Source organism: Mumia sp. Pv4-285 (assembly GCF_041320275.1).
Taxonomy (GTDB): Bacteria; Actinomycetota; Actinomycetes; order Propionibacteriales; family Nocardioidaceae; genus Mumia; species Mumia qirimensis.
In genome coordinates this window covers 2,266,126-2,289,182 of the sequence record NZ_CP162023.1, presented here as the reverse complement: position 1 = coordinate 2,289,182, position 23,057 = coordinate 2,266,126, and the positions used below count along the sequence as shown (strand labels likewise).

Genomic DNA, 23,057 nt, shown 5'->3' with positions numbered 1-23,057 from the left:
GACCGAGAGAGGACGGAGCAGGGACGATGAGCGAGCTGTCGGTGCGGGTCGAGCAGCGCTGGGCGGCGCTCCAGCGCTGGAGCCCGTACGGACTGCTGGCACTCGCCTGCCTCCTCGCCGTCGCCACCGCGCCGGCGATCGGCCGAGCCGCCGCGACGCCGTACGTGCTCGCACTCGCTGCGGTCGCAGGCCTGGGTCACTGGTGGTGCGTCGATCGGCGGTGGGGCGGCCGTCTCGACGACGGTCTGGGCCACGCGTACCTCGCAGGGCGCACGCTCATCGCCTTCGTCATGTCGTGGCTCAACCCGTTCTGCGCGGTGTTCGCGTTCGTGGCGTACTTCGACGCGGCGACCTACGTCCGCCGTCGCTGGGTGCCGGTCGTGCTCACCGTCACCGCGGTGACCATGGCCGGCTCGCAGTCGGGCGGCTTCCCACCGACCGACGTGCTCCAGGCGTTCATCTTCCTCGGACTCCTGGCCCTCAACCTCGTGCTCGTCCTGGTCTTCACCGCACTGGGCAGGCAGGAGGAGGCCCTCGCAGAGGAGCGCGTCGGCACGATCGCCGAGCTCGAGCAGACCAACGCCAGGCTCGAGGAGGCGCTGCGGGAGAACGCCGAGCTGCAGGACGCGCTGGTGGCACGTGCTCGCGAGGCGGGGATGCACGAGGAGCGCGAGCGGCTCGCGGCGGAGATCCACGACACCATCGCGCAGGGCCTTGCCGGCATCGTGACGCAGCTGCAGGCGGCAGACGACGCGTACGACCCCGCCGCCGCGGACGGCCACCGCAAGCGCGCTGCGGAGCTGGCCCGAGCCTCGCTCGACGAGGCACGCCGGTCCGTCGAGGCGCTCGGACCTGCCGCGCTCGACCATCTCGACCTGGTCGAGGCGGTACGGGCGCGCGCGGACACCTGGTCCGCAGAGCACGCGATCGCCGCCCAGGTCGTGGTGACCGGCGAACCCGAGCCGCTCTCCCCCGAGTTCGAGGCCGTCGTCCTGCGCGTCATGGAGGAGTCGCTCACCAACGCAGCGCGCCACTCTGCAGCGTCGCGTGTCGGTGTGACGCTGTCCTTCACCGACGACGAGGTCGTGCTCGACGTGCGTGACGACGGTCGGGGCTTCGACCCCTCGTCCTCGATCCGCAGCGACCGCAGCGGGTTCGGCATCGAGGGCATGCGCCGGCGGGCGGAGCGCGCGGGCGGCGAGCTCGTCGTCGAGTCGGAGCCCGGCGGCGGCACTGCTGTGTCGCTCCGCGTACCGTCGGTGTGCGATGACTGAGGCCCCGCTCCGCCTGCTCCTGGTCGACGACCATCCGGTGGTCCGCGACGGCCTCCGAGGCATGCTCGACTCCTCCCCGGAGTTCGAGGTCGTCGGCGAGGCCGCCGACGGACCGACGGCCGTCCGGCTGGCGCAGTCGCTGCAACCGGACGTCGTCCTCATGGACCTGCGGATGCCGGGTGGTGGCGGCGTCGAAGCCCTCGCCGAGCTGCGCCTGCGCGAGGTGTCCAGCCGTGTTCTGGTGCTGACCACCTACGACAACGACCGCGACATCATGGCCGCGCTCGACGCCGGCGCGACCGGCTACCTCCTCAAGGACGCCCGCCGCGACGATCTCTTCGCCGCCATCCGCGCGGCGGCCCGCGGAGAGTCCGTCCTCTCTCCGACGGTGGCCACCCGGGTGGTTTCGCGAGTGCGGTCACGCTCGCAGGAGCTCAGTGCACGGGAGACCGAGGTCCTCACCCTGGTCGCGCGGGGGCGGCCGAACCGTGAGATCGCGAGGACGCTCTTCGTCAGCGAGGCGACCGTCAAGACCCACCTCGGACACGTCTACGAGAAGCTCGGCGTCAAGGACCGCGCAGCCGCGGTCGCCGTCGCCTACGAGCGCGGACTCCTCGGCGGCTGACCTACCCCGAGCTCGCCTGCGCTCGGCCGAGTCAGGACGTCCGCGACCCGCGCCGCCATCGGGGGCTCCGACTCGTCGTCGCCCGTCGGCGTGGTCGAGAGGACGAGCCGCCGCCGTCCGTCCCGGGTGGAGAACGCCGCCGACTGGTACCCGTACGTCTCCCCCGTCTTGCCCCAGAACGTCACGTCGTTCACGGTGACGGTCTGGAGGCCGTTGCTGTAGCGCGCCGGTCCTCCGTCGGCGCCGCCGGGAGCCCACATCCGCACCGAGGCCGGCGGCAGCCGGAACAGCTCGGACTGGACCTCCCGCGGCAGGAGCCGACCTGCGAAGAGCGCCGCGAGGAAGTGATCGAGGTCGGCGCTGGTGGTGACGAGCTCGCCCTCGCCGTACGAGAAGGACTGGTCGAAGACCGTGACGTCGACCAGACGTCCTCCCGCCCGGAGGTAGCCATGGACGTGGCGCCCGTGGAGGCGCGGGTCGTGCCCCGGGATCACCGTGCTGTGCAGGCCGAGCGGCCGCAGGATCCGGTCGCCGACGGCCACACCGTAGGGCTGACCCGTCACCTGCTCGATCAGGATCGCCAGGAGGACGTAGTTCACCCCCCGGTACTCCTGTCGCGTCCCCGGCTCGAACGTCATCGGTCCGCGGGTCTGGGTGGCGACGAGCCGCCGGGGCGTCCACCGGTCGAACCGGGTCGCCAGGACCGCCTCCGGCGTGTCGAGCGCTGGGACACCAGGCCCGCTCATCGGCGGGAGCCCGCTGGTGTGGTTGAGCAGGTTGGCGACGGTGATCGGCGCGTACTGGTCCGGGATCAGGCCCGGAAGGAGGTCCTGGACGGGGGTGTCGAGCCGCAGCCGGTGCTCGGCGACCAGCTGGAGCACGACGGTGGCGACGAACATCTTCGTGATGCTGCCCGCGCGGAACCGGTCCCCAGGTCCGACCGCGCGTCGGCTCCGCCGGTCGGCGACCCCCGCGGAGCCGTACCAGCGGCCGGCCGTCCCGGACACCTTCAGCTGCGCGGACGTGCTCTCCGGCCGTATGAGATCGCCGATCGTCGCCTGCAGCGTTGCCGGGTCGAGCTGCGGCAACGGTGCGTCGACGCGCTGGTCGACCACTCCGTCGGCGGCCCCGTCCGTGGGCTGTGCTGACGCGGGCAACGGCACGAAGAAGAGCGACGTGGCGACGGCTGCTCCCAGGAGCGCTCGGGCGAGGCGATCAGTCATGCCTCCACCGTCGCCTCCTCACCGTCCCCGCAGATCGGTGATCACCCCGGTGGCTCCCCCGGTCGCTCCCCGAGAACGGTCAGCCGCGCTCGTCGCCGGCGCCGGGGATCGGCACCGTGGGGTCGTACGGGGTGCGGGTGTAGCAGAACGTCGCTGCGTCGAGGTGGCTGACCGACCCGTCGTCGCGGCGCACGACCCGCATCGTCTCCCCCAGCTGGTAGCCGGAGAGCCCCGTCCACGTGTCGCGCCCGGACGGCGCGAAGGCGAACGCCCGCCCACCGTCGGAGGCCAGCAGCAGCCGCTGTCCGTCGTACGACATCGTGTACGGCTGGTGCCCCCAGTGCCAGGTGCCGAGGAGCTCTCGGACGGCGTCGGGCACCTCGCGCGTCGGCGTCCACTCTGCCGCCACCACAGGCTCGTGGGCGAGGACCACCTCGATGAGCGTGCGCGGGAGGGTGCTGACGTCGAGTCCGTACGCGGTGTTCGCCAGGACGACCGCCCCGACGCCGCTCTCGCGGTCGACGTACGCCCCGGCGAGGAAGCCGGGCATCGAGCCGCCGTGCCCGACGAGCACGCGTTCGCCCGCGACGGCGAGCCGCAGGCCGAGCCCGTACGCGCCGGCGCCCTTCTCGTCAGGGTCCCCCGACTGCGGCGTCGTCATCGCCACCATCGCGTCGGCGCTGACGAGCGTCGGTCGCGCCAGCTCGGCCAGCCAGGCGCACAGGTCGGCCGGGGTGCTCCAGAGCTGGCCGGCCGGCGCCATCGCGCCCGTGTCCTGGTGCGGCTCGGCGACGAGCATCCCGGTCAGGGCTTCGACAGACCACCCGTCGGCGTGCGGCGGTGTCGCCTCGAACGTGGTGCGGTTCATGCCGAGCGGCAGGAGAACCCGGTCGTTCAGGACATCGCGCCACGGCGCTCCGCGGAGGACCTCGACGACGCGGCCGAGGATCGCGAACGACAGGTTGGAGTAGTGGTAGCGCTCGCCGGGGGCGAGGACCGGCGCAGCGTCGGCGTTCGCGCGGGCGAGGGCCTCGTACGAGGTGCCTCGACTGCGTTCCCACCACGGTCCGACAGGCTCGGCCGGGACACCGGCTGCGTGCGACAGCAGACCGCGGATCGTCGCTGCCGCGAACGGACCCTCGGGCACGAACGTGCCCGCGGTGTCGCCCAGGTCGAGGACGCCTTCGTCGACGAGCTGCATCACGAGCGCTGCGGTGAAGGTCTTGGTGATCGACCCGATGCGGTACTGCGTGTCTGCCGTCGGCCGTTCGGCCTCGCCGCCGCGCACGGCCGTGCCGCGGACTCCCTGCCACGCGACGGCCCCGTCGCGCACTACGGCGGCGCTCAACGACGGGACGCGGCAGGTCGCCTGGGCCGAGGCGACCGCCGCCTGAAGGTGGGCGGCGGTCGCGTCGAGGACGTACGGAGAGGGCTGCGAGGTCACTCCGCGAATGCTTCCGGAGGCGGGCACGCGCACGCAAGGTTGCGGTCGCCGTAGGCCTGGTCGATGCGTGCGACCGCGGGCCAGTACTTGTCGACGTGGCTACCCGTCGGGAAGGCGCCGGCGTCGCGGTCGTACGGCCGGTCCCAGTCCCCTGCGAGGGCCTTCAGCGTGTGCGGGGCACGACGCAACGCGCTCTCCTCGACCGCGACCTCACCCCGCTCGACCGCCTCGATCTCCGCGCGGATGGCGATCATCGCGTCGCAGAACCGGTCGATCTCGGTCAGCGACTCCGACTCCGTGGGCTCGACCATGAGGGTGCCGGCAACCGGGAAGCTCATCGTGGGTGCGTGGAACCCGTAGTCGATGAGGCGCTTGGCGACGTCGTCGACGCTGACGCCGCTCGCCTTCGTGAGCGGACGCACGTCGAGGATGCACTCGTGCGCCACCAGCCCGTGGTCGCCGGCGTAGAGCACCGGGAAGTGGCCACGGAGCCGCTGCGCGACGTAGTTGGCGTTGAGGACCGCCACGGACGTCGCGTCGGTCAGACCCTGCGCGCCCATGAGCGCGACGTACGCCCACGAGATCTGCAGGATGCCCGCGGACCCGTACGGGGCGGCGCTGATGGCACCGATGCCCTCCCGGTCGGCGGCCAGCGGCGCCATCGGGTGGCTCGGCAGGAACGGCACGAGGTGCTCGGCGACCGCCACCGGCCCGACGCCCGGTCCTCCCCCGCCGTGGGGGATGCAGAACGTCTTGTGCAGGTTGAGGTGGCTGACGTCACCACCGAACTCGCCCGGCTTCGCGTGGCCGAGCAGCGCGTTGAGGTTCGCCCCGTCGACGTAGACCTGACCACCGGCTGCGTGGATGACCTCGCACAGCTCGGTGATCCCGTGCTCGTAGACACCGTGAGTCGACGGGTAGGTGACCATGATCGCCGCGAGGTCGTCGGCGTGCGCGGCGCACTGCGCGCGAAGGTCGTCGAGGTCCACCTCGCCGTCGTCGGCCGCCTTCACGACCACCACCCGCATGCCTGCCATCACCGCGGACGCGGCGTTGGTGCCGTGCGCAGACGACGGGATCAGGCAGACGTCGCGGTGGACGTCGCCGCGGCTGCGGTGGTAGCCGCGGATCGCCAGCAGGCCGGCGAGCTCACCCTGGGAACCGGCGTTGGGCTGGATCGACACCGCGGCGTAGCCGGTCACCTCGGCGAGCCACGACTCCAGCTGCTTGACGAGCCGGAGCGTGCCCTGGGCGTCCTCCCCAGGGACGAAGGGGTGGAGGTCGGCGAACTCCGGCCAGCTCACCGGCTCCATCTCGGTGGTGGCGTTGAGCTTCATCGTGCACGAGCCGAGCGGGATCATGCCGCGGTCGAGGGCGTAGTCGCGGTCGCCGAGCTTCGTGACGTAGCGCAGCATCTCGGTCTCGGAGTGGTGGGTGTTGAAGACGTCGTGGGCGAGGTAGGGATCGGTGCGCTGCGGAGCGCCCCCGATCGGAACGCCCGCCGCATCGTCGATGGCCGGGAGATCCGCGCCGGTGATGCCGAAGGCCTCCCACACCGTCTCGACGTGGGCCGGGGTCGTGACCTCGGACGTGCTGATGCCGACGTGGTCGGCGTCGACGCGGCGCAGGTGGATCCCGTGCGAACGTGCGGCGAAGACGACCTCGTCGGCACGGCCGGGGACCGCGGCGAGGACGGTGTCGAAGAACGTGTCGTGCACGACCTCCACGCCGTGCGTCCGCAGGCCCTCGGCCAGCACCGCCGCCGAGCGGTGCACCCGGTACGCGATCTGCCGCAGGCCCTCCGGCCCGTGGTAGACCGCGTACATCGAGGCGACGACGGCCAGCAGCACCTGCGCCGTGCAGATGTTGGAGGTCGCGCGGTCCCGGCGGATGTGCTGCTCGCGGGTCTGCAGAGCGAGCCGGTACGCCGGGCGCCCCTCGGCGTCGACGCTCACGCCGACGAGCCGGCCCGGAAGGTGGCGCTCGAGGCCGTCCTTGACGGCGATGAAGCCGGCGTGAGGGCCGCCGTAGAACATCGGCACCCCGAACCGCTGGCTCGAGCCGACGACGACGTCCGCCCCGAGCGAGCCCGGCGAGGCCAGCAGGGTCAGCGCGAGCGGGTCCGACGTGACGACGGCAAGTCCGCCGCGCTCGTGGACGGCGGAGATCACGTCGGTGGGGTCGACGATCGCGCCGTCCTCACGCGGGTAGGCGATCAGGGCGCCGCACAGATCGCCGTCGGGAAGTCCCTGGGAGAGGTCGGCCTCGACGAGCGGGATGCCCATCGCCTCGGCGCGGGTCCGGACCACGGCGAGAGTCTGCGGGAGGCAGCCGGTGTCGACGACGAACGGCTTGTCGGCGTTGGCGCGGACGGCACGACGCGTCAGGGTCATCGCCTCGGCTGCCGCCGTACCCTCGTCCAGCAACGACGCGTTGGCCGTGGGGAGCCCGGCGAGGTCCGCGACCATCGTCTGGAAGTTGATCAGGGCCTCGAGCCGGCCTTGCGAGATCTCGGGCTGGTAGGGCGTGTACGCGGTGTACCAGCGGGGATCCTCGAGCACGTTCCTGCGGATCACCGGTGGCGTCACGGTGGGGTGGTAGCCGAGGCCGATCATGGCGACACCCGGGTTGTTCTGGGCGGCGAGCCCGCGGAGCGCTGCCGTGACCTGTGGCTCGGACAGCGCCGGGAGCAGCGACAGCGTCTCACCGAGACGGATGCCCTTGGGAACGGCCGCGGCCATCAGTTCGTCGAGGGTGTCGTACCCCAGGACGCCGAGCATCGTCGCCTGCTCGGCGGCGTCGGGGCCGATGTGGCGCGACGCGAACGGGGCGGCTCCGGCAAGCACGCTGAGTGGAAGGATCGGTTCGCTCGAACCGGAGTGGGTCACCGTGGTGGACTGGTCGCTCATCGCGAGGCTCCCGCAGGATCGGGTGGGTCGGTCGTCAACCCTCCCCCTCTGTCACGCGACGGTGCGCTCCAGAGTGCCTAGGTCACGCGGTCCTGGTGCCTGAGAGGTTCCGGGGAGGAATTGCCCCTTCGGCGCCGCGACGCTGCGCGGGCTCTCCCGCGTGACATGCTCGGCCCTTCGCGCTCAGGCTACCAGCCGGCCGAACGCCACAGCTCAGCTGACGCGGCGTGCCTTGCGTCGCGCAGCGAGCTCGTCGGACGGATCGTCGGACGCCGCGGCGCGCTCGCTCGGAAGGTCTGACAGCGTGCCCTCGATCTCACGCCACACGCCGCCGATCGCGATCCCGAAGACGCCCTGTCCGCCCTGGAGCAGGTCGATGACCTCGTCGGCCGACCTGCACTCGTAGACCGACACGCCGTCGCTCATCAGCGTGACCGTCGTGAGGTCGTCGGTGCCGCGCTCGCGCAGGTGCTGGATCGCCGTCCTGATCTGCTGGAGCGAGATCCCGGCATCGAGCAGGCGCTTGATGATCTTGAGCAGGAGCACGTCGCGGAACGAGTAGAGGCGTTGGGTGCCGGAGCCGCTGGCGTCGCGGATCGACGGCTCCACCAGCTCCGTACGGGCCCAGTAGTCGAGCTGGCGGTACGTGATGCCGGCGGCCTTGCACGCCGTCGGGCCACGGAAGCCCGAGTCTTCGGGGAGGGCCGCGACGTCGTCGTCGAACAGGAGGCCCTGGTCGCCTGCGATCTCGTGCGCGGCAGCGCCGGCACTGTCGTGCCGGTCCGTCGAGTGCTGCTTGCTGCCCACCGAAGCCTCCGTCTCACACCGTCTGTCTGCCCGTTCAAGGTAGGTCCGCTCCCCCAGGTGGTCAACGACATCCGGCGCGACTCGCCGGAACGACCCTCAACCTCAAGTCCAGGATGAACGTTGCGTCAGGACCCTCCCTGCTCGAAGTCCTCAGGAGTGATCTCGTCGAGGAACTCGCGGAACTTCTCGACCTCTTCCTCCTCCTCGTCGGGAACCCCCACCGACGACTCGGTGAGGACGTCCTCGGCACAGTAGATCGGGGTGCCGGTGCGCAGGGCGAGCGCGATCGAGTCGGACGGCCGCGCCTCGACCTCGGCACCGGAGGCGAACACCAGGACCGCGTAGAAGACGTGGTCCTTCACCTCGGTGATCCGCACCTCGGTGAGCTCGTCCCCGAGCGCCTCGATGACGTCCTTGAGGAGGTCGTGCGTCAGTGGGCGTGGCGGCACCACACCCTGCTGGGCGAAGGCGATCGCGGTGGCCTCGACCGCACCGATCCAGATCGGCAGGTAGCGCGGCCCCGCGACCTCGCGGAGCAGCACCAGAGGGTTGTTGGTGGGCATCTCCACCCGGACTCCCACCACATCGAGCTCGCGCACGAGTTCAGCCTACCCCCGGCGGTGGAGTCCGTTCTTGACGAGCATGGTGTGGAGCAGCACCGAGAGCGACGCCACGTGGTAGGCGGTCTCGTCCGCGCGGGCGGCCGAACCGGGATCACGGCGGCGCCTCAGGGGCTCGACGATCTGCTCGATCATCCCGACCTCGCGATCGGCAGCGGTGCGCATGCCGCGGAGGTGGCGGGGGCCCAGCCCGAACGACGCGAGCTCGGCCAGCGTCTTCGCGATCACCACGTCGGCCTCGGTGTAGGCGCCGGACACCGCAGCGACGAGCCCGAACTCCTCGGCCTCGTCGAGCAGGTCCTCGTCGATGCCCGAGGTCTGCACGAGCTCGCTCCGGCGGAACCGGATGTCCTTCGGCCGGCTCGCGAACGCCTCAGGACCGGGCAGACCGTCCGACGACAGGATCACGCGAGGCACCTGGAGGACTCCTTCGTCGTCCGGAGCGACCACACCGCGATCCAGGTCGTCCAGCTTCTGGCGGATGACCTTGAGCGGCCAGTAGGTGTCGCGCTGCACGCGCAGGACGAGGTGCAGGCGCTCCACGTCGGCACGCGAGAACTTGCGGTAGCCGGCGGGCGTGCGCTCCGGCTCGACCAGACCCTCGGTCTCCAGGAAGCGGATCTTGGAGATCGACACGTCCGGGAAGTCCGCACGCAGCTCGTCGAGCACCTCTCCGATGCTCAACCGAGCGACGTGCGACGCGGCCTGGGTCACGCTATGCCGTCTCAATCACGACGTGGCGCTCCTCGCGGAGCTCGGGTAGTAGACCAGACGGAACTTGCCGATCTGCACCTCGTCGCGACTGCTCAGGAGCACGTCGTCGATCCGGTCGCGGTTGACGTACGTGCCGTTGAGGCTGCCGACGTCGCTCACGGTGAACCCGGCGTCCGTCCGCCGGAAGACGGCGTGACGGCGCGAGACCGTCACGTCGTCCAGGAAGATGTCGCTGTCGGGGTGGCGGCCCGCCGAGACCTCGTCGGTGTCGAGGAGGAAGCGCGAACCCGCGCTCGGACCACGCTGGACGACCAGCAGGGCGGAACCCGGCGGCAGTGCGTCGAGCGCAGCGGCGTCGTCGGCGCTGAGCCCGCCTCCCGAACCGGGATCTGCGTCCGAGGTCGGCGGCAGAGAGATGGTCGACGTCGTCTCAGAAGGGCTCTCGGGGACGTCCGGCGTCGGATCGTCCTCGTTCGTGCGCGACATTGGCGGGGATCCCCTTCGATACTCTCAACCCGGGCTCGAGCTTGACGGCTGTTGGTGTGAAACCTACGTGCCTGCCGGGGGGTGGTCAACCGACACACGGGACCGGCAGCGCACGGGTTCAGGAGTCGATCGACGCCTGGTAGGCGGCGGCGCTCATGAGATCGTCCGCACCACCCGGATCGGGCACTCGGACAGTGATGAGCCACCCCTGACCGTACGGGTCGGAGTTGACGGTCTCGGGGTTCGACTCGAGCCCGTCGTTGACCGTCACGACCTCGCCGGTGACGGGTGCGAAGAGGTCGCTGACCGACTTCGTGGACTCGAGCTCACCGATCACGGCACCGGCTTCGACCGACTCGCCGACGGCCGGCAGCGAGAGGTAGACGATGTCGCCGAGCTGGTCCTGCGCGTAGTCGGTGATGCCGATCGTGGCGATGTCGCCGTCGAACCGGATCCACTCGTGGTCGGCGGTGTACTGGAGGTCTTCGGGGATCACGGTCACTCCTCGTCGTCAACGTGCGGGCCGAGCGTACTCGGCCTCGCGCTCCTCAGCCAGTGCGGTCACCTCGAGCGAGTCCACCTGCTCGACGTCGACCTCTCCTCCGAGCGCCGCCACCTGGTCGGCGAGCCCTCCTCGGAACATCACGGCCTGGTCCAGCGTATGGGAGTCGCCGATCGCCTCGATCACGTAGGGGCGCTTGATCTCGCGACCGTCGATGCGCACCGCACCGTTGGCGTCGTCGGTCACGTACGACTGGGCGACCACGCGGACGACTCCGTTGACCTGGATCGCCTCGGCCCCGGCGTCACGCAGCTCCTCGATCGCGTTGAGCATCGGCCCGGCGAGGACCGTGCCGTCAGGGTCCTCGATCGTGATGACGACACCCTGGCCCACGGCAGGCGCCGTGCCGGCGAGGATCGCCAGCGTGTCGGCGGCACGGCGGGTCTCCTCGATCGCGGCCTGGTTGCGCTCGGAGCTCTGCTGGAGGCGGCGCTGCGTCTCGGCGAGCTCGGCGCGCTGCTGCGTCAGCCGCTCGTCGGCGCTGTCCAGGGTCTCCAGCAGCGTCACCAACTCGTCGCGACGCATCCCCGCGAAGTCGTCGTCGTTCGTCGCCCGCACCTGCGTCACCGCGGCGAACCCGAGCACGAGGAAGAGCGCCGCCACGACCCACTGACCGCGCGACGGGCGGCCCGTCAGCGCGTGCCGGACCCGCGCCCACGCCTTCTTGGTGTCGGGTGCCTGTCCCTCAGCCATGACTCACCCTAGGCATGGAAGAGGTGCCTCCGGATCGCGGCGGCGTTGGAGAAGATGCGGATCCCGAGGACGACGATCACGCCGGTCGAGAGCTGCGCGCCGACCCCCAGCTGGTCTCCGACGAAGACGATGAGCGCGGCGATGAGGACGTTGGAGATGAACGACACCACGAAGACCTTGTCGTCGAACCGTCCGTCCAGGTAGGCACGGATCGCTCCGAACACGGCGTCGAGGGCGGCGACCACCGCGATGGGGAGGTAGGGCTGGAGGCCTGCGGGCACGCTCGGCTCGAAGATGAGGCCGAGCGCGACGCCGACGACGAGGCCGATGACGGCGATCACTGGTCGCTCACCTCCATCACCTGCGCGTGGCGGATCGTGGACGCGCGTCGGGGCGCAGCGGGCAGGTCAGCCGCGTTGCGTTCAGTGACGTCGAACCGCATGCCGAAATTCTCCTTCAGGCTGCTCCAGGTCTGAGCGGCGGCCGTCTCGACGAAGTTCCCGGGAAGCGTACGCGGATTCCCGATCGCCGTCACCACGTACGGGGTGGTCAACGAGCGATAGTTCACGGTGATGCCTTCGCCTGCGGCCCGGATCGACGACATCGACGTCAGGCGGTTGCCGTTGATCCCGATCGCCTCGGCGCCGGCGGCCCACAGGCCGTTCACGAGCACCTGGAGGTCCTTGTCGCGCACACGACCCGCCGGGTTGTCGTCGGCGTCGTCGGCGTTGTCGACGGTGACGCGCACCGCTGGACCGCTGACGGCGATCGTGCCGACGACGGCACGCTGCTCCTGCGCACGGGCCAGCGCCTCGGCGCCCGCCTGGACGCGCTGCAGCCGGGTGACCGAGCGACCGAGGTCGGCGACCTCCTGCCGACGGGCGTCGACGGAGGTCATCCGCTTCTCGAGCTGGGTGATGAGCACGGCGCGCTCGGTCTCCTCCTCCGGCTTGGCCGCCTGGGTCTGCAGCACCGCCAGGGTGATCATGAGGGCGAAGAAGGCGATGACGACGACAGCCGCCGTACGGCCTCGCCGCGACCGCTCGTGCGGCGCGTGCGTGTAGTAGTCGTCGTCGAGCGGGTGGTCGATGATGTTCTGCAGGAGCGTCATCGAGTTGCCGGTCACGTCTGCTGAGAACACGTCCCCCGATGCGGGCTCCGTGCTCGACCCCGTACGCCGCTCCGCCACGTCGCGCCCTACTGCGCCTTCAGCGGCGGAACGGTGGCCATGAGACGCCGCACCTGCCACACGTAGAGGATGCCCGCCCACCAGTAGAGGCCGACGCCCCAGATCGCGAACGCCCAGCCGAAGACGTTCGCGAGGCCCGCGACGGTGCCGGTGTCGTCGCCGAGGAGCAGCAGCGGGAACGCGTACAGGAGGCCGGCCGTCGCCGCCTTCCCGAGGAAGTGGACCGGCAGCGAGCTGTAGCCGCGAGTGCGCAGGAACGGCACCAGACCGAAGAGCATCACGTCACGGAGCGGCAGGATGATCGCCAGCCACCACGGGATGATGTCGCGCATGGCGAGGCCGAAGACGACCGCCAGGATGTACATCCGGTCGGCCACCGGGTCGAGGATCGCGCCGAGCTTGGAGGTCTGCCCGAGACGGCGCGCGAGGTAGCCGTCGAGGTAGTCGGTGAAGCCGGAGACCACGAGCACGACGAGGGCCAGGACGTCGGCCTCCGGCCCGAGGACGAGCCAGAGGAACAACGGCACTCCGAGGAGCCGCATGAAGCTCAGGAGGTTCGGAACCGTGAGGACTCGCTCGGCACTCGAGGCGTTCGGGGCGGCGGTCACGGGCATCCTTGTCTACGGTACGGCTTCACTCGGGCGCGTCGAGGACGCGGGTGTCACGGGCGTCCACAAGACTAACCGCTGCCACCAGCCACCTTGCGGATCACCTGGCGAACCCGGCGGTTGCAGTCGCGCCACGGCTGAGAGACTGTGAGGACAACTCAAGAGAATCGATGGAGGACACGTGGCTGACTACACCCTGCCCGATCTGCCGTACGACTACGGAGCTCTCGAGCCCCACATCTCCGGCAAGATCATGGAGCTTCACCACGACAAGCACCACCAGACGTACGTCAACGGCGCCAACCAGGCGCTGGAGCAGATGGCCGAGGCCCGCGACAAGGACGCGCTGTCGACGGTCAACCTCTTGGAGAAGAACCTCGCGTTCAACCTCGCGGGGCACGTGAACCACTCGGTGTTCTGGCCGAACATGTCGCCCGACGGCGGCGACAAGCCGGACGGCGAGCTCGGCGCGGCCCTCGACAACTTCTTCGGGTCGTTCGACAAGTTCCGCGCCCACTTCGAGGCCACCGCCCTCGGCATCCAGGGCTCGGGCTGGTCGATCCTCGCGTGGGAGACGCTCGCGCAGCGCCCGATCATCTGCCAGCTGTACGACCACCAGGGCAACCTGCCGGTCGGGCTGGTCCCGCTCCTCATGCTCGACATGTGGGAGCACGCGTTCTACCTGCAGTACCAGAACGTCAAGGCCGACTACGTCAAGGCCTGGTGGAACGTCGTCAACTGGGCCGACGTGCAGGCGCGCTTCGAGGCCGCCCGTACGAACACCACGACGCTCTACACCCCGTAGCCCGTCAGCTGTCGGAAGCCCGGTCGGTCCTCGTGGCCGACCGGGCTTCTGTCTGCCCGGGCTTCGACTCCGGTCGCCCGGCGAGCTGGGCGAGGTAGGCGTTGTAGGCGGCGAGGTCGGCGTCGTCGTTGCGCCCGGCCGCTCGGTCGTGCCGTTCGGCCTCTCGGGAGTCCGATCGGAACCACTGGACGAACAGGGCCGCCATCACGATCACGAGCGGGACCTCGCCCATCGCCCAGGCGATGCCACCGCCGAGGTACTGGTCGGCGAGGAGGTCCGTGGCGTACGGCCGGTCGAGCGAGGTGTAGAAGTCCTCGGCGACCACGGTCGTCATGGACATCATCGCGATCGAGAAGAACGCGTGGAACGGGATCGTCACCATCAGGATCACGAACCGCCAGAGCGGTGCGATCGTGCGTGGGGACGGATCGACCCCGACGATCACGTAGTAGAACAGCGAGCCTGCGGCGAGGAAGTGCAGCTCCATCAGTCCGTGACCGATGTGGCTCTCCATGGCGGTCTCGAACAGCGGCGTGAAGTAGAGCCCGTACAGGCTCCCGATGAAGACCAGCGCGACGACCAGCGGGAACGTGACGACCTTCGTGAACCGCGAGTGCAGGAACGACACCAGCATCTGCCGGGGCGACACGTCGCCCTTGCTGCGCGGCCCGGGCAGCGTCCGCAGTGCCAGCGTCACCGGGGCGCCAAGCACCAGGAAGATCGGCGCGACCATGCTGAGCATCATGTGCGAGACCATGTGCGCGCTGAAGAGCACGTGGGAGTAGACCCCGAGGCCACCGAACGTCGCCCAGCCGATGACGACGAGTCCCGTCATCCACGAGATCGTGCGGCCGACCGGCCAGGAGTCACCACGGCGCCGCATGACGCGGAGCCCGGCGACGTAGAACGCGAGCCCGAGCCCGACGACGGCGAGGCCGACGCCGTTGGGAGTGAAGCCCCACAGCAGACGCCAGAGCGTCGGCTCAGGCGGGAGCGCGCCGCCGAGGATCGCCTCGGCGGGCGACTGGTAGAGGTCGCTGGGCTTCGGGGTCGGCGTCCGCGACAGCGCGACGGCGACCGCGACCGTCATGCCCATCACGATCAGCTCGACCGCAGCGACCCGGAGGAAGAGCAGCCGGGCACGTCCGCGTGCCGGCCCGTCGTCGAGCCCGTCCGTCTGCTCGAGCTCGGCCACCGTTCGGCGACGGTGCACGAGCCCGAAGCTCGCGAGGACGACGAACGCGGCGACCTTCGCCCAGACGAGCATCGCGTACTGGGAGTCGAGGTCGCCGAGCCCCTGGATGCGGGTGGCCGCGTTGACCACGCCCGAGACACCGATGATGGCGACGCACCACAGCGCCAGCGTCGAGAACCGGGCCACGCCGGCCGGGAGCCGACGACTCCCCCGCAGCGCGATCCACGCGAGGCCGGCGAGGCCACCCACCCACAGCGCCGCCCCCACGAGGTGGAGCAGCAGGCTGACGACGGCGAGGTCGTGCGAACCGGATCCGGCGGAGTGGCCGGACAGCGCCTGCGGGACGAAGCCGCCGAGCGTGAGGCCGAGGAGGAGCGCGGCCGCACGCACGCTGAACGTCAGCCGGGTGAGCACGGCCACCAGCAGGGCGATCACCGCCTGCGCGACCAGCGCCCACCCCAGCTCGGTGCCGTCGAAGAACTGCGTGAGCACGCTCCACGACAGCTGGTCGACGGGGATGAGGAGGAGATCGGCCGCGTTCAGCGCGAAGAGGACAAGCGTGACGCCGGCCCACGCGAACGCCGCCGTCGACGCGCGGCGCATCGCTCGGGCCGAGAGGCCCTGGACGTCAGGACCGCTCGACGGCAGCAGGAACGCCGCGGTCACGAGGAACCCGGCAGTCACCAGGCCGGCGAGGTCGGCGACGACCTTCACCACCGGGATCGCCCAGCCCACGAACGAGCCGGGGTCGGAGATCCCCGCGGCCGGCTCCTCCGGCGCAGCGCCTCCGACCACCAGGGCCACGTACAGCGTCGCGAACGTCGCAAGGAACGCCCCGAGAGCCCAGCGTGCGGGCGCGGCCATCACTCCTCCTCCTTGTCCTCCCGGCGACGCGGCCACAGCAGGAGCGCCGCCGCAGCGACGACTCCGGCCGCGCCCCACAGGAAGTGCGCGCGGTGCTCGTGGACGAAGCTCGCGTCGTCGGCTCCCTGGTCGTCCCGGGTCTTCTCGACGGTACGCCCCTGGCTGACGGTGAAGTACACCGAGCCGGTGATCGGGTGCCCGTCGGCGGAGACCACCCGGTAGGAGGCTCGGTACTCCCCCGCGATGCCGGCGTCGTCGAGCGGCGCCCGGACCGCGGTGCCGTCGGTCCGAGCCTCACCGGAGGTGACCTTCGTGCCGTCCGGCGCCTCGACCACGACGTACGCCGGGGTGGTGACGTTCTCGTTGAACGTCATCACGACCTCGGCGGGAAGGGTCGCCACGGTGGAGCCGTCCGCGGGTGACGTCGAGACGAGGACGGCATGGCCGGTCGCCGTCGGGCTGCTGACCAGCAGCAGCCCGACGGCGACGATGCAGACGAGCGCGACGGAGCGCAGCCTGCGAACGGCGGTGCTCATCGGTTCCGAGGCCTCCGGCGGATCAGGCTCGCCCCGAGCGCGCCCAGTGCGAGGGCGAGAACCGCGACGCCGGCGACGAGCCAGCCGTCGACACCACCGGACGACGAATCTGCGTCGGCGGCCTCGGAGGACGTGTCGTCGGAGTCCGCGCCGTGCGCCCCGTGCCCGTCCTCGGACGCCTCTCCGAGCGTCACAACGGGTGCGGGCCGCTCGGGCTCCTCACCGCTCTCGGGCGTCGGCTGGTCCCACGCGACCGTGGTCCCGTCGGAGTACGTCTGGGTCGCGGGGAACTCCAGGGTGTCGGCGTCGGTCGGGAGCGGGCCGACGCGAAGGTCGAACACGTCGAACTCCCCCGGAGCGATCGCGTACCCCTTCTCGGCCGTCCAGGTGACGGACTCGCCGTCGGCCTTCGTCACGGTCCAGCCGGGCTTGGTGCGGGTGGCGACGTACTCGAAGTCGACGCCCTCGGGGAAGGCGACGGTGAGCTCGGTGGTGCTGGCGGTGTCGGACTCGGTCGGGACGCGGAAGGACAACGTGGACCAGCCGCCCTTGGTGGCGTCGGGCGCATCGACGCCGACGTGGGCGGAGGCGGGAGCGGACGGGAGGATCGCGAGTGCGACCGCTGCGCCGGAGAGCAGGGCGGAGCGCAGGACGAACGTCTTCATGACAGGTGCTTTCTGATCAGAGGATGAGCGTGACGGGGAGTCAGGCGCACACCGGCGGGCCGCGACGGGTCAACGTCGTGGCGAGCACGATCAGCAGGTGGGGACGCACCGGTCGGGTGCGTGCCGGGAGGTGGGAGTGCGTGGCGGGCGCCGCGACGCACGGACGGGACGCGTACGACAGCCGCCGGCTCGGACCGACCACGACCGCGTCCCCCAGCGCGAGCAGCGCGTGTTCACCGCGTCGGAGGAGTGCGACGGTCGCGACCGTCGCGAGGGCGTGCCCGAGCAGCATCGCGGCGTCGGGAGACGCGGCGGTCGGCTCGGCGACAGGACTCAGGGTGAGCGAGCACCAGAGGTGGACGGCGCCCTGGACTCCGAGCACGAGTCCGCCCAACGTGCGCACCGACCAGCGCCGATCCGACAACCGGTAGGCGAGCGCCGTCGCGAGCGCGCCCGCGACGAGGACGGCCGGCGTCCCCGGGACGGCACCGCCGCCGGCGAGGTGACCGGCCATCGCGACACCGAGCGCCATGGACGCCGCGGCACCGGCGCGCGCGGCACGCCAGCGGCGTACGCGTGCTGCGGGATCGGTCGCCGGGCTCACGAGCGCCAGCCTAGTTGACCGCGGCCACGGTCAGGCGGATGGTCCGAACGCCCCTGCCCGCGGCATGACCCGGCCCACAGGGCGCCCGACGTCACTCCTCGCGCGGAGCGCGTCCCGTCACGGCGCCGTCCGAGGCGACCAGCGTGACGACGTCGTCCGATCCCCGCTGAGAACCGCCCGAGATGTCGGCACCGGCGTCGGCCACCACCCCGACGAGACGGACTCCGGGACCGACACGGACGTCTTCGAGCAGCACGCTGTCGATGACCTCCGCACCCTCGGCGATCTCGCACCCGGCGCACACGACGCTGTGGCGGACGGTGCCGGCCACGCGGCTGCCCGGGGCGAGCAGAGCCTCGTGCACCTTCGCCGACGGCGCGAGGCGGGCCGGTAGCCGGACAGGTGCCGCGGTGCGGATGGGCCAACGCGCGTCCTCGAGGTCGACCCCAGTCCGGTCGAGCACGTCCATGTGGGCCCGCCAGTAGCCGTTCACGGTGCCGAGGTCACGCCAGTAGCCGTCGAGCCGGTGCTCGACCACACGACGGGTGCGTACGAGGTGCGGCACGAGCTCGTCGCCGTAGTCGTCCAGCCGGTCGTGGGTCTCGAGCAGCTCGCCGATCGCGTCGAGCAGCGCCGTCGTCCGGTACGCGAACACCTCGGTCGCGACGATCTCCGTGGCGGGGTCGTCGGGTTTGTAGGCGAACCCCGTGACGACGCCGTCGTCCCCGGTCTCCACGACGCCGTGCCGCGACGGGTCGGGCACGCCGGTCGTGGTGACGACGGTGAGGTCGGCGTCGGCGCCGACGTGGGTCGCCAGGACGTCGCGCAGGTCCAGCGTGCACAGGTGGTCGGCGCTCAGGACGAGGACGACGTCGGGAGCACGGTCGCGCAGCGCCTCGACCTGGCGGGCGAGCGCGTCGGCGTTGCCCTGCGCGAAACCGCTCCCCTCGGTCCCCTCGAAAGGCGGCAGCACCCGCAACCCGCCCCACGACCGGTCCAGGTCCCACGGCCGCCCGTGCGCGAGGTGGTCGTTGAGCGAGCCCGGCAGGTACTGCTCGACCATCCAGACATCGCTGATCTGGCTGTGGACGAGGTTGGACAGCGCCAGGTCGATCAGTCGGTAGGTGCCGGCAACCGGCAGGGCGGGTTTCGCGCGGCGTTCGGTCAGCTCACCCAGCCGACCGCCCTGCCCGCCGGCGAGGATGACGGCGACGACGTCGAGGCGATCCATCCAGGAACTCTAGGCGGGCGTCACGTCGTACGCCGGTCGCCGATCACCGGAGCCGGCGACGAGTGGACATGAGACCCCTCTCACCGAGGGCTCACACGCGTCTCACCACCGCCGATCAGGGTCAGGGGTGTCAGCAACCGATCTCGCCGGCCACGCCGGACGACGACAAGGAGAACACCATGAGCAGCACTCTGATCCGCACGGGCGTCGCCGCCCTCGGCCTCTCGTTCGCCCTCGGAGGCGTCGTCTGGGGTGCCTCGTCGGTGGCCAGCGCCAGCCCGGACGGCGGCACCGAGCCCGCCGTGACCAAGCGGGTCGACAACGACGACGCGGTGGTCGCGGTCGACGACGACGATGACGACGACCGCCCGGACGACCTGACGGCCGTCGGTGCACAGGCCACCCGCACGGCCGCAACGGGCGCCACGGCAGCGACCCGGGCGACGCTGACGCGCGCCACCGGCGCCACGCAGGCCACCGCAGTCACCCAGGCCACCGCAGTCACCCAGGACGACCCCCGTACCCGAGCCACGCAGAACACGCGGGCCACCCGCACCTCCGGCGACTGACGGCGTCGTCAGGAGAGCTCGCGCGCCAGGGCGACGGCGTCGTACGGGGCACGGCCGTCGGCGTCGTTGTCGAAGAAGACCCAGGTGGGCGCGTCCCATGAGCGGATGCGCTCCGCCCAGGTGCGCAGGCGCTGTGCCGAGTAGCCGCCGTGGTAGAGCCTGGAGTGCCCGTGGAGCCGGACGTACGCGAACGACGCGGTCCGGCGGTCGACCATCGGCCACGTCCCGGCACCGTCGGAGACCACGAGGGCCACGCGGTGGCGACGAAGGATCTCGACGACCTCGTCGAGCCGCTCGGCCGTACGCACCTCGACCGCGTGCGCGATACGGCGCCCCGACCCGCGGTCGGTGTCGGGGAGCCAGACGCGGTCACCGCTGATCCGCGTGCCGTGCTCGCTGGCCAACGCCGCAGCCTGCCCGTAGGTGCGCGGCAGCATGGCGCAGAACGCGTCGAGAGCCTCCGGCGTCGGCGCTCCCCGGGCTGGGAGCTGCCAGAGCATCGGTCCGAGCTTCTCGCGCAGCGCGAGGACGCCGGAGGCGAGGAACGTGGCCAGCGGGTCGGCGGGATCGCGCAGCCGGAGCAGGTGCGTGAGCAGGCGGCTCCCCTTCACCGTGAAGCGGAAGCCGCGCGGCGTCGTGTCGTACCAGCGTGCGTACGTCGTGGGTCGCTGCAGCCGGTAGAAGCTGGCGTTGACCTCCACCGCCGGCATCCGCGCAGCGACGTACGCCAGCTCGTCGGCCCGGCGCACGCCCCGAGGATAGAAGTCGCCCCGCCACGACGCATAGCTCCAGCCGGAGATCCCGACCCGCACCTGTGGCCCTGCCATCGCTCCACGCTAGCCGCGCGCCGGACCGGCAGCCGGACGCCGGAGCTGCCCACGCCGAGATGGGCGGCCCATCACGCGAATCGATGACATGCGCACGGGTCAACCGTGACCTGCATGCGCCCAGACTCGGTCGGGTCCAAGAACCTTCGACCGAGGAGACCGGGTACTCCGATGCAGAACCACACACCAGCGCGAGCGACGCCGGATCGCGGTGACCACGTGCCAACGGTCCGAGCCACCGGGTGGCGATCCCTCGCGAGCCACTGGCCGGTCCTTCTGGGGCTGGTCGCCGCGGGATTCCAGATCGTGACAGGGGTGGCCACCGACGCGGTCGCCACCACCGTCGCCGCGGCGGCCAGCTGCTACCTCGCCGCCGCTGCCTTCAGCCGCCCTTGGGTCGCGTGGGCGGGCATCCTGTCGGCGTCCGTCGTGGTCACCGTCAGCGAGATCGCCGGTGTGGCGTGGTGGGCCGGCCTGTCCGCGTACGCCGCCGCGCTCGTGCTGGCCGGCATCTGTCGCGGTGCTCCCGCTCGGGCTCTCGCCGAGCAGGCTGCTGCCATGCTCGTGTTCGGCGGCCTGGCAGTGGTCGCCGTCACCATCTCCCCGAGGCTCGGCCTGGCCCTTGCCGGCCTCGCACTGGCGAGTCATGCGCTGTGGGACTACCGGCACCTGCGACGCGCTGACGTGGTGCCGAGCTCGCTCGCGACGTTCTGCATCCTGCTGGACGTCCCGTTCGGGCTCGCGGCCCTCACGTTGGCCGCTCTCGGCTAGATCCAGCCGTGGTCCCGTGCTGTCCGGTAGGCCTCGGCGCGTGAGCCGGCTTCCAGCTTCTGGGTGATGGCCGCCAGGTAGTTGCGGACCGTCCCTGGTGACAGGAAGAGAGCGCGGGCCACGTCGCGGATCGGCTGATCCTCGCGTGCGGCCGTCAGCACCTCTCGCTCGCGCGGCGTCAACGGGGACGGCGGCTCGGTGAGCGCGTCTGCGGCCAGCACGGGGTCCACGTACCGCTGACCCGCGTTCACCCGGCGGACGACGTCGGCGAGAGCCGTTCCGGGCGCACCCTTGGCCAGGAAGCCGCGCGCACCCGACGCGAGCGCCGTGCGCAGGACATGAGGACGTCCGTGGCCGGTCAGGATCACCCCCGCGCACGCGGGCAGCAGCCTGGCCAGCTCGGTGACGACGCCGATCCCGTCCGGGGCCGGCATCTGGAGGTCGACGACCACGACGTCGGGTCGGTGGGCGAGCGCACGGTCGAGCGCCTGTCGGCCGTCCGCCGCGGTCGCTACGACCTCGATGTCGGGCTCGCGGTCCAGCAACCCGACCAGTGCGGTCCGGATCAGCTCCTCGTCCTCGGCGAGGAGGACACGGATCGTGCCCGTCACGGCGCGCTGGTGCCGTCTGGACGCAGCTCGACTCGCAGCTCGAAACCGCCCTCGGGCGTGGGGCCGGAGCGCAGCCGGGCGCGCGATGCCGCGCACCGTGCAGCGAGAGACGCGAGTCCGGTGCCCGAGGACGCGGCCGCGCCGTTGCCGCCGGGCCGTGGAGGTCCGCCGCCGTCGTTCACGATCACCAGTGTGGGGCACGATCCCGCCGGGTGGAACGCGAAGCTCACGGTGCGGGCGTCGCTGTGGCGAAGGATGTTCGTCACCGCCTCGCGGACCACCGAGGCAAGCAACCGCGACTGAGCCGCGGGGACCTGTGCGGTGTCGACGTCGACCGAGGTCTCGATCCCGGCGGAGGCGAGGACCAGCGTGGCGGACTCCAGCTGGGCCGGCAGGTCGGCGACGGTCTCGCCGTGAACCGCCCTCCGGGCCTCGACGAGGGTCGCCGCCGCGATCGCACGGATCTCCGAGCTCTCTGCCGCGGCCCGTTGCGGGTCGGTCGCTGCAAGGTCCGCCGCCAGCTCGGCCTTGAGCGCGATGATCCCCAGCCGGTGGCCGAGGACGTCGTGCAGCTCCCTGCTCAGGCGGAGTCGCTCCTGCGCAAGGACCAGGCCGGCCTCCGCGTCTCGGCCGGCTTCGGCCGCCCACAGCAGGTCGAGCAGCCACACCAGCACCACACCCATCAGCCACAACGCGGCAGCGCAGCCGATCGTGACTGCCACGTACTCCACCACCGAGCCGCCGAAGACACCCGCGCCGATCGCAGACGCTGCCACCAGCGCGACCCCGGACGTCAGGCCGGCCCGAACGTCGGCCAGGACGCTCGCCCCGATCGCGAAGCCCGCGATCCAGACCCAGGCCGCCTGCCCCGGCTCGGCCCAGGCGAAGCCAGGTGGCCACAGGCCGAGGGTCACCACGGCGAGAGTCCCGACGAGGAGCGCCCGGGTGGCGCGCGACTGGTAGGGGCTGACCGAGGCGCGGAGCACCATGGCCAGCGCCACCGCGTAGCAGGCCAGCCCGATGACGTACACGACCGCGAGAACGGTCGACGGCGGATCGCTCAGACGCAGCGGAAACACCAGCGCCCACGCGTACGCCATCACCAGCACGCCCAGCACCACCAGCCGAGGGCTGATCGCGAGGCGACGATGTCGGAGCGGAGTGCGCGGGCTCATCGGGTCTGAGTTTCCCACAGGCGCGTGCACGGTCGAGTCGTGACAATCGC

25 protein-coding genes and 1 riboswitch are annotated in these 23,057 nt (G+C 71.3%); of the genes, 5 read left to right on the top strand and 20 right to left on the bottom strand.

Going from position 1 to position 23,057, the window contains the following annotated elements; all coding sequences use genetic code 11:
* The first annotated feature begins 26 nt into the window (after positions 1 to 26).
* Together AB3M34_RS11015 and AB3M34_RS11010 are read left to right on the top strand one after the other, a co-directional pair.
* Positions 27 to 1,274 carry a sensor histidine kinase gene (locus AB3M34_RS11015; protein ID WP_370619842.1) on the top strand — a complete coding sequence of 416 codons (1,248 nt, stop codon included), beginning with the start codon at positions 27 to 29 and terminating at the stop codon, positions 1,272 to 1,274.
* Entirely contained in the window at positions 1,267 to 1,899 is a 633-nt protein-coding gene (locus AB3M34_RS11010; protein ID WP_370619841.1) for a response regulator, read from the top strand. The genes AB3M34_RS11015 and AB3M34_RS11010 overlap by 8 nt, the downstream gene beginning before the upstream one ends.
* Here AB3M34_RS11010 and AB3M34_RS11005 read toward each other — a convergent pair.
* From AB3M34_RS11005 to AB3M34_RS10950, 12 genes are all read right to left on the bottom strand, one after another.
* Positions 1,872 to 3,122: a serine hydrolase domain-containing protein gene (locus AB3M34_RS11005; protein WP_370619840.1), complete on the bottom strand. Its 1,251-nt coding sequence runs from the start codon at positions 3,120 to 3,122 to the stop codon at positions 1,872 to 1,874. The genes AB3M34_RS11010 and AB3M34_RS11005 overlap by 28 nt on opposite strands.
* A gap of 79 nt (positions 3,123 to 3,201) precedes the next feature.
* The gene (locus tag AB3M34_RS11000; protein WP_370619838.1) at positions 3,202 to 4,566 is read right to left on the bottom strand and encodes a serine hydrolase domain-containing protein; all 1,365 of its coding nucleotides are present in this window, start codon (positions 4,564 to 4,566) and stop codon (positions 3,202 to 3,204) included.
* On the bottom strand, positions 4,563 to 7,475 hold the full coding sequence (gene gcvP, locus AB3M34_RS10995; protein ID WP_370619836.1) for an aminomethyl-transferring glycine dehydrogenase: 2,913 nt from the start codon (positions 7,473 to 7,475) through the stop codon (positions 4,563 to 4,565). The genes AB3M34_RS11000 and gcvP overlap by 4 nt, the downstream gene beginning before the upstream one ends.
* A 77-nt stretch (positions 7,476 to 7,552) precedes the next feature.
* Positions 7,553 to 7,644, bottom strand: a riboswitch (glycine riboswitch).
* Between the two features lie 44 nt (positions 7,645 to 7,688).
* The gene (locus AB3M34_RS10990; RefSeq protein ID WP_370619834.1) at positions 7,689 to 8,282 is read right to left on the bottom strand and encodes a MerR family transcriptional regulator; all 594 of its coding nucleotides are present in this window, start codon (positions 8,280 to 8,282) and stop codon (positions 7,689 to 7,691) included.
* A 125-nt stretch (positions 8,283 to 8,407) separates the two neighbouring features.
* Entirely contained in the window at positions 8,408 to 8,881 is a 474-nt protein-coding gene (locus tag AB3M34_RS10985; RefSeq protein WP_370619832.1) for a bifunctional nuclease family protein, read from the bottom strand.
* A gap of 9 nt (positions 8,882 to 8,890) precedes the next feature.
* Entirely contained in the window at positions 8,891 to 9,616 is a 726-nt protein-coding gene (locus AB3M34_RS10980; protein ID WP_370619830.1) for a MerR family transcriptional regulator, read from the bottom strand.
* 15 nt (positions 9,617 to 9,631) lie between these two features.
* Entirely contained in the window at positions 9,632 to 10,102 is a 471-nt protein-coding gene (locus AB3M34_RS10975) for an FHA domain-containing protein (protein WP_370619828.1), read from the bottom strand.
* A 118-nt stretch (positions 10,103 to 10,220) separates the two neighbouring features.
* Positions 10,221 to 10,598: a glycine cleavage system protein GcvH gene (gene gcvH / locus AB3M34_RS10970; protein WP_370619826.1), complete on the bottom strand. Its 378-nt coding sequence runs from the start codon at positions 10,596 to 10,598 to the stop codon at positions 10,221 to 10,223.
* Between the two features lie 15 nt (positions 10,599 to 10,613).
* Positions 10,614 to 11,357, bottom strand: coding sequence for a DUF881 domain-containing protein (locus AB3M34_RS10965; RefSeq protein ID WP_370619824.1), 744 nt, complete (start codon positions 11,355 to 11,357; stop codon positions 10,614 to 10,616).
* Between the two features lie 8 nt (positions 11,358 to 11,365).
* The gene (locus AB3M34_RS10960) at positions 11,366 to 11,698 is read right to left on the bottom strand and encodes a small basic family protein (RefSeq protein WP_370619822.1); all 333 of its coding nucleotides are present in this window, start codon (positions 11,696 to 11,698) and stop codon (positions 11,366 to 11,368) included.
* Positions 11,695 to 12,498, bottom strand: coding sequence for a DUF881 domain-containing protein (locus tag AB3M34_RS10955; protein ID WP_370619820.1), 804 nt, complete (start codon positions 12,496 to 12,498; stop codon positions 11,695 to 11,697). The genes AB3M34_RS10960 and AB3M34_RS10955 overlap by 4 nt, the downstream gene beginning before the upstream one ends.
* Before the next feature lie 56 nt (positions 12,499 to 12,554).
* On the bottom strand, positions 12,555 to 13,160 hold the full coding sequence (locus AB3M34_RS10950; RefSeq protein WP_370619818.1) for a CDP-alcohol phosphatidyltransferase family protein: 606 nt from the start codon (positions 13,158 to 13,160) through the stop codon (positions 12,555 to 12,557).
* 175 nt (positions 13,161 to 13,335) lie between these two features.
* On the opposite strand from AB3M34_RS10950, the gene AB3M34_RS10945 reads away from it, so the two are divergent.
* Positions 13,336 to 13,959 (top strand): superoxide dismutase, encoded by a 624-nt coding sequence (locus AB3M34_RS10945; protein WP_370619816.1) that lies wholly within the window; start codon positions 13,336 to 13,338, stop codon positions 13,957 to 13,959.
* A gap of 4 nt (positions 13,960 to 13,963) precedes the next feature.
* On the opposite strand, the gene AB3M34_RS10940 is transcribed toward AB3M34_RS10945, so the two are convergent.
* The 5 genes from AB3M34_RS10940 to AB3M34_RS10920 form a co-directional block, all read right to left on the bottom strand.
* Positions 13,964 to 16,018: a cytochrome c oxidase assembly protein gene (locus tag AB3M34_RS10940; RefSeq protein WP_370619814.1), complete on the bottom strand. Its 2,055-nt coding sequence runs from the start codon at positions 16,016 to 16,018 to the stop codon at positions 13,964 to 13,966.
* On the bottom strand, positions 16,018 to 16,554 hold the full coding sequence (locus AB3M34_RS10935) for a copper resistance CopC family protein (RefSeq protein ID WP_370619813.1): 537 nt from the start codon (positions 16,552 to 16,554) through the stop codon (positions 16,018 to 16,020). Before AB3M34_RS10935 ends, AB3M34_RS10940 begins: the two co-directional genes overlap by 1 nt.
* Positions 16,551 to 17,219: a YcnI family protein gene (locus AB3M34_RS10930; RefSeq protein ID WP_370619812.1), complete on the bottom strand. Its 669-nt coding sequence runs from the start codon at positions 17,217 to 17,219 to the stop codon at positions 16,551 to 16,553. The genes AB3M34_RS10935 and AB3M34_RS10930 overlap by 4 nt, the downstream gene beginning before the upstream one ends.
* Before the next feature lie 40 nt (positions 17,220 to 17,259).
* Positions 17,260 to 17,823: a hypothetical protein gene (locus tag AB3M34_RS10925; protein ID WP_370619810.1), complete on the bottom strand. Its 564-nt coding sequence runs from the start codon at positions 17,821 to 17,823 to the stop codon at positions 17,260 to 17,262.
* Positions 17,824 to 17,914: 91 nt separating this feature from the next.
* Positions 17,915 to 19,054 carry a glucose-1-phosphate adenylyltransferase family protein gene (locus AB3M34_RS10920; protein ID WP_370619808.1) on the bottom strand — a complete coding sequence of 380 codons (1,140 nt, stop codon included), beginning with the start codon at positions 19,052 to 19,054 and terminating at the stop codon, positions 17,915 to 17,917.
* 179 nt (positions 19,055 to 19,233) lie between these two features.
* On the opposite strand from AB3M34_RS10920, the gene AB3M34_RS10915 reads away from it, so the two are divergent.
* Positions 19,234 to 19,623, top strand: a complete 390-nt coding sequence (locus tag AB3M34_RS10915; RefSeq protein ID WP_370619806.1) for a hypothetical protein — start codon at positions 19,234 to 19,236, stop codon at positions 19,621 to 19,623.
* Between the two features lie 8 nt (positions 19,624 to 19,631).
* On the opposite strand, the gene AB3M34_RS10910 is transcribed toward AB3M34_RS10915, so the two are convergent.
* Positions 19,632 to 20,450: a DUF72 domain-containing protein gene (locus tag AB3M34_RS10910; protein ID WP_370619804.1), complete on the bottom strand. Its 819-nt coding sequence runs from the start codon at positions 20,448 to 20,450 to the stop codon at positions 19,632 to 19,634.
* 219 nt (positions 20,451 to 20,669) lie between these two features.
* On the opposite strand from AB3M34_RS10910, the gene AB3M34_RS10905 reads away from it, so the two are divergent.
* Positions 20,670 to 21,221, top strand: a complete 552-nt coding sequence (locus AB3M34_RS10905; RefSeq protein WP_370619803.1) for a hypothetical protein — start codon at positions 20,670 to 20,672, stop codon at positions 21,219 to 21,221.
* On the opposite strand, the gene AB3M34_RS10900 is transcribed toward AB3M34_RS10905, so the two are convergent.
* On the bottom strand, positions 21,218 to 21,832 hold the full coding sequence (locus AB3M34_RS10900) for a response regulator (RefSeq protein ID WP_370619801.1): 615 nt from the start codon (positions 21,830 to 21,832) through the stop codon (positions 21,218 to 21,220). The two genes, AB3M34_RS10905 and AB3M34_RS10900, sit on opposite strands and share 4 nt — an antisense overlap.
* Positions 21,829 to 23,007 carry a sensor histidine kinase gene (locus AB3M34_RS10895; RefSeq protein WP_370619800.1) on the bottom strand — a complete coding sequence of 393 codons (1,179 nt, stop codon included), beginning with the start codon at positions 23,005 to 23,007 and terminating at the stop codon, positions 21,829 to 21,831. The genes AB3M34_RS10900 and AB3M34_RS10895 overlap by 4 nt, the downstream gene beginning before the upstream one ends.
* Positions 23,008 to 23,057 lie beyond the last annotated feature (50 nt).

Bases quoted from the DNA above. Each gene is read 5' to 3' on its own strand.
- AB3M34_RS11015 (WP_370619842.1), top strand. From the start codon at position 27: ATGAGCGAGCTGTCGGTGCGGGTCGAGCAGCGCTGGGCGGCGCTCCAG.
- AB3M34_RS11010 (WP_370619841.1), top strand. From the start codon at position 1,267: ATGACTGAGGCCCCGCTCCGCCTGCTCCTGGTCGACGACCATCCGGTG.
- AB3M34_RS11005 (WP_370619840.1), bottom strand. From the start codon at position 3,122: ATGACTGATCGCCTCGCCCGAGCGCTCCTGGGAGCAGCCGTCGCCACG.
- gcvP (WP_370619836.1), bottom strand. From the start codon at position 7,475: ATGAGCGACCAGTCCACCACGGTGACCCACTCCGGTTCGAGCGAACCG.
- AB3M34_RS10975 (WP_370619828.1), bottom strand. From the start codon at position 10,102: ATGTCGCGCACGAACGAGGACGATCCGACGCCGGACGTCCCCGAGAGC.
- AB3M34_RS10965 (WP_370619824.1), bottom strand. From the start codon at position 11,357: ATGGCTGAGGGACAGGCACCCGACACCAAGAAGGCGTGGGCGCGGGTC.
- AB3M34_RS10950 (WP_370619818.1), bottom strand. From the start codon at position 13,160: ATGCCCGTGACCGCCGCCCCGAACGCCTCGAGTGCCGAGCGAGTCCTC.
- AB3M34_RS10940 (WP_370619814.1), bottom strand. From the start codon at position 16,018: ATGGCCGCGCCCGCACGCTGGGCTCTCGGGGCGTTCCTTGCGACGTTC.
- AB3M34_RS10935 (WP_370619813.1), bottom strand. From the start codon at position 16,554: ATGAGCACCGCCGTTCGCAGGCTGCGCTCCGTCGCGCTCGTCTGCATC.
- AB3M34_RS10930 (WP_370619812.1), bottom strand. From the start codon at position 17,219: ATGAAGACGTTCGTCCTGCGCTCCGCCCTGCTCTCCGGCGCAGCGGTC.
- AB3M34_RS10920 (WP_370619808.1), bottom strand. From the start codon at position 19,054: ATGGATCGCCTCGACGTCGTCGCCGTCATCCTCGCCGGCGGGCAGGGC.
- AB3M34_RS10915 (WP_370619806.1), top strand. From the start codon at position 19,234: ATGAGCAGCACTCTGATCCGCACGGGCGTCGCCGCCCTCGGCCTCTCG.
- AB3M34_RS10910 (WP_370619804.1), bottom strand. From the start codon at position 20,450: ATGGCAGGGCCACAGGTGCGGGTCGGGATCTCCGGCTGGAGCTATGCG.
- AB3M34_RS10895 (WP_370619800.1), bottom strand. From the start codon at position 23,007: ATGAGCCCGCGCACTCCGCTCCGACATCGTCGCCTCGCGATCAGCCCT.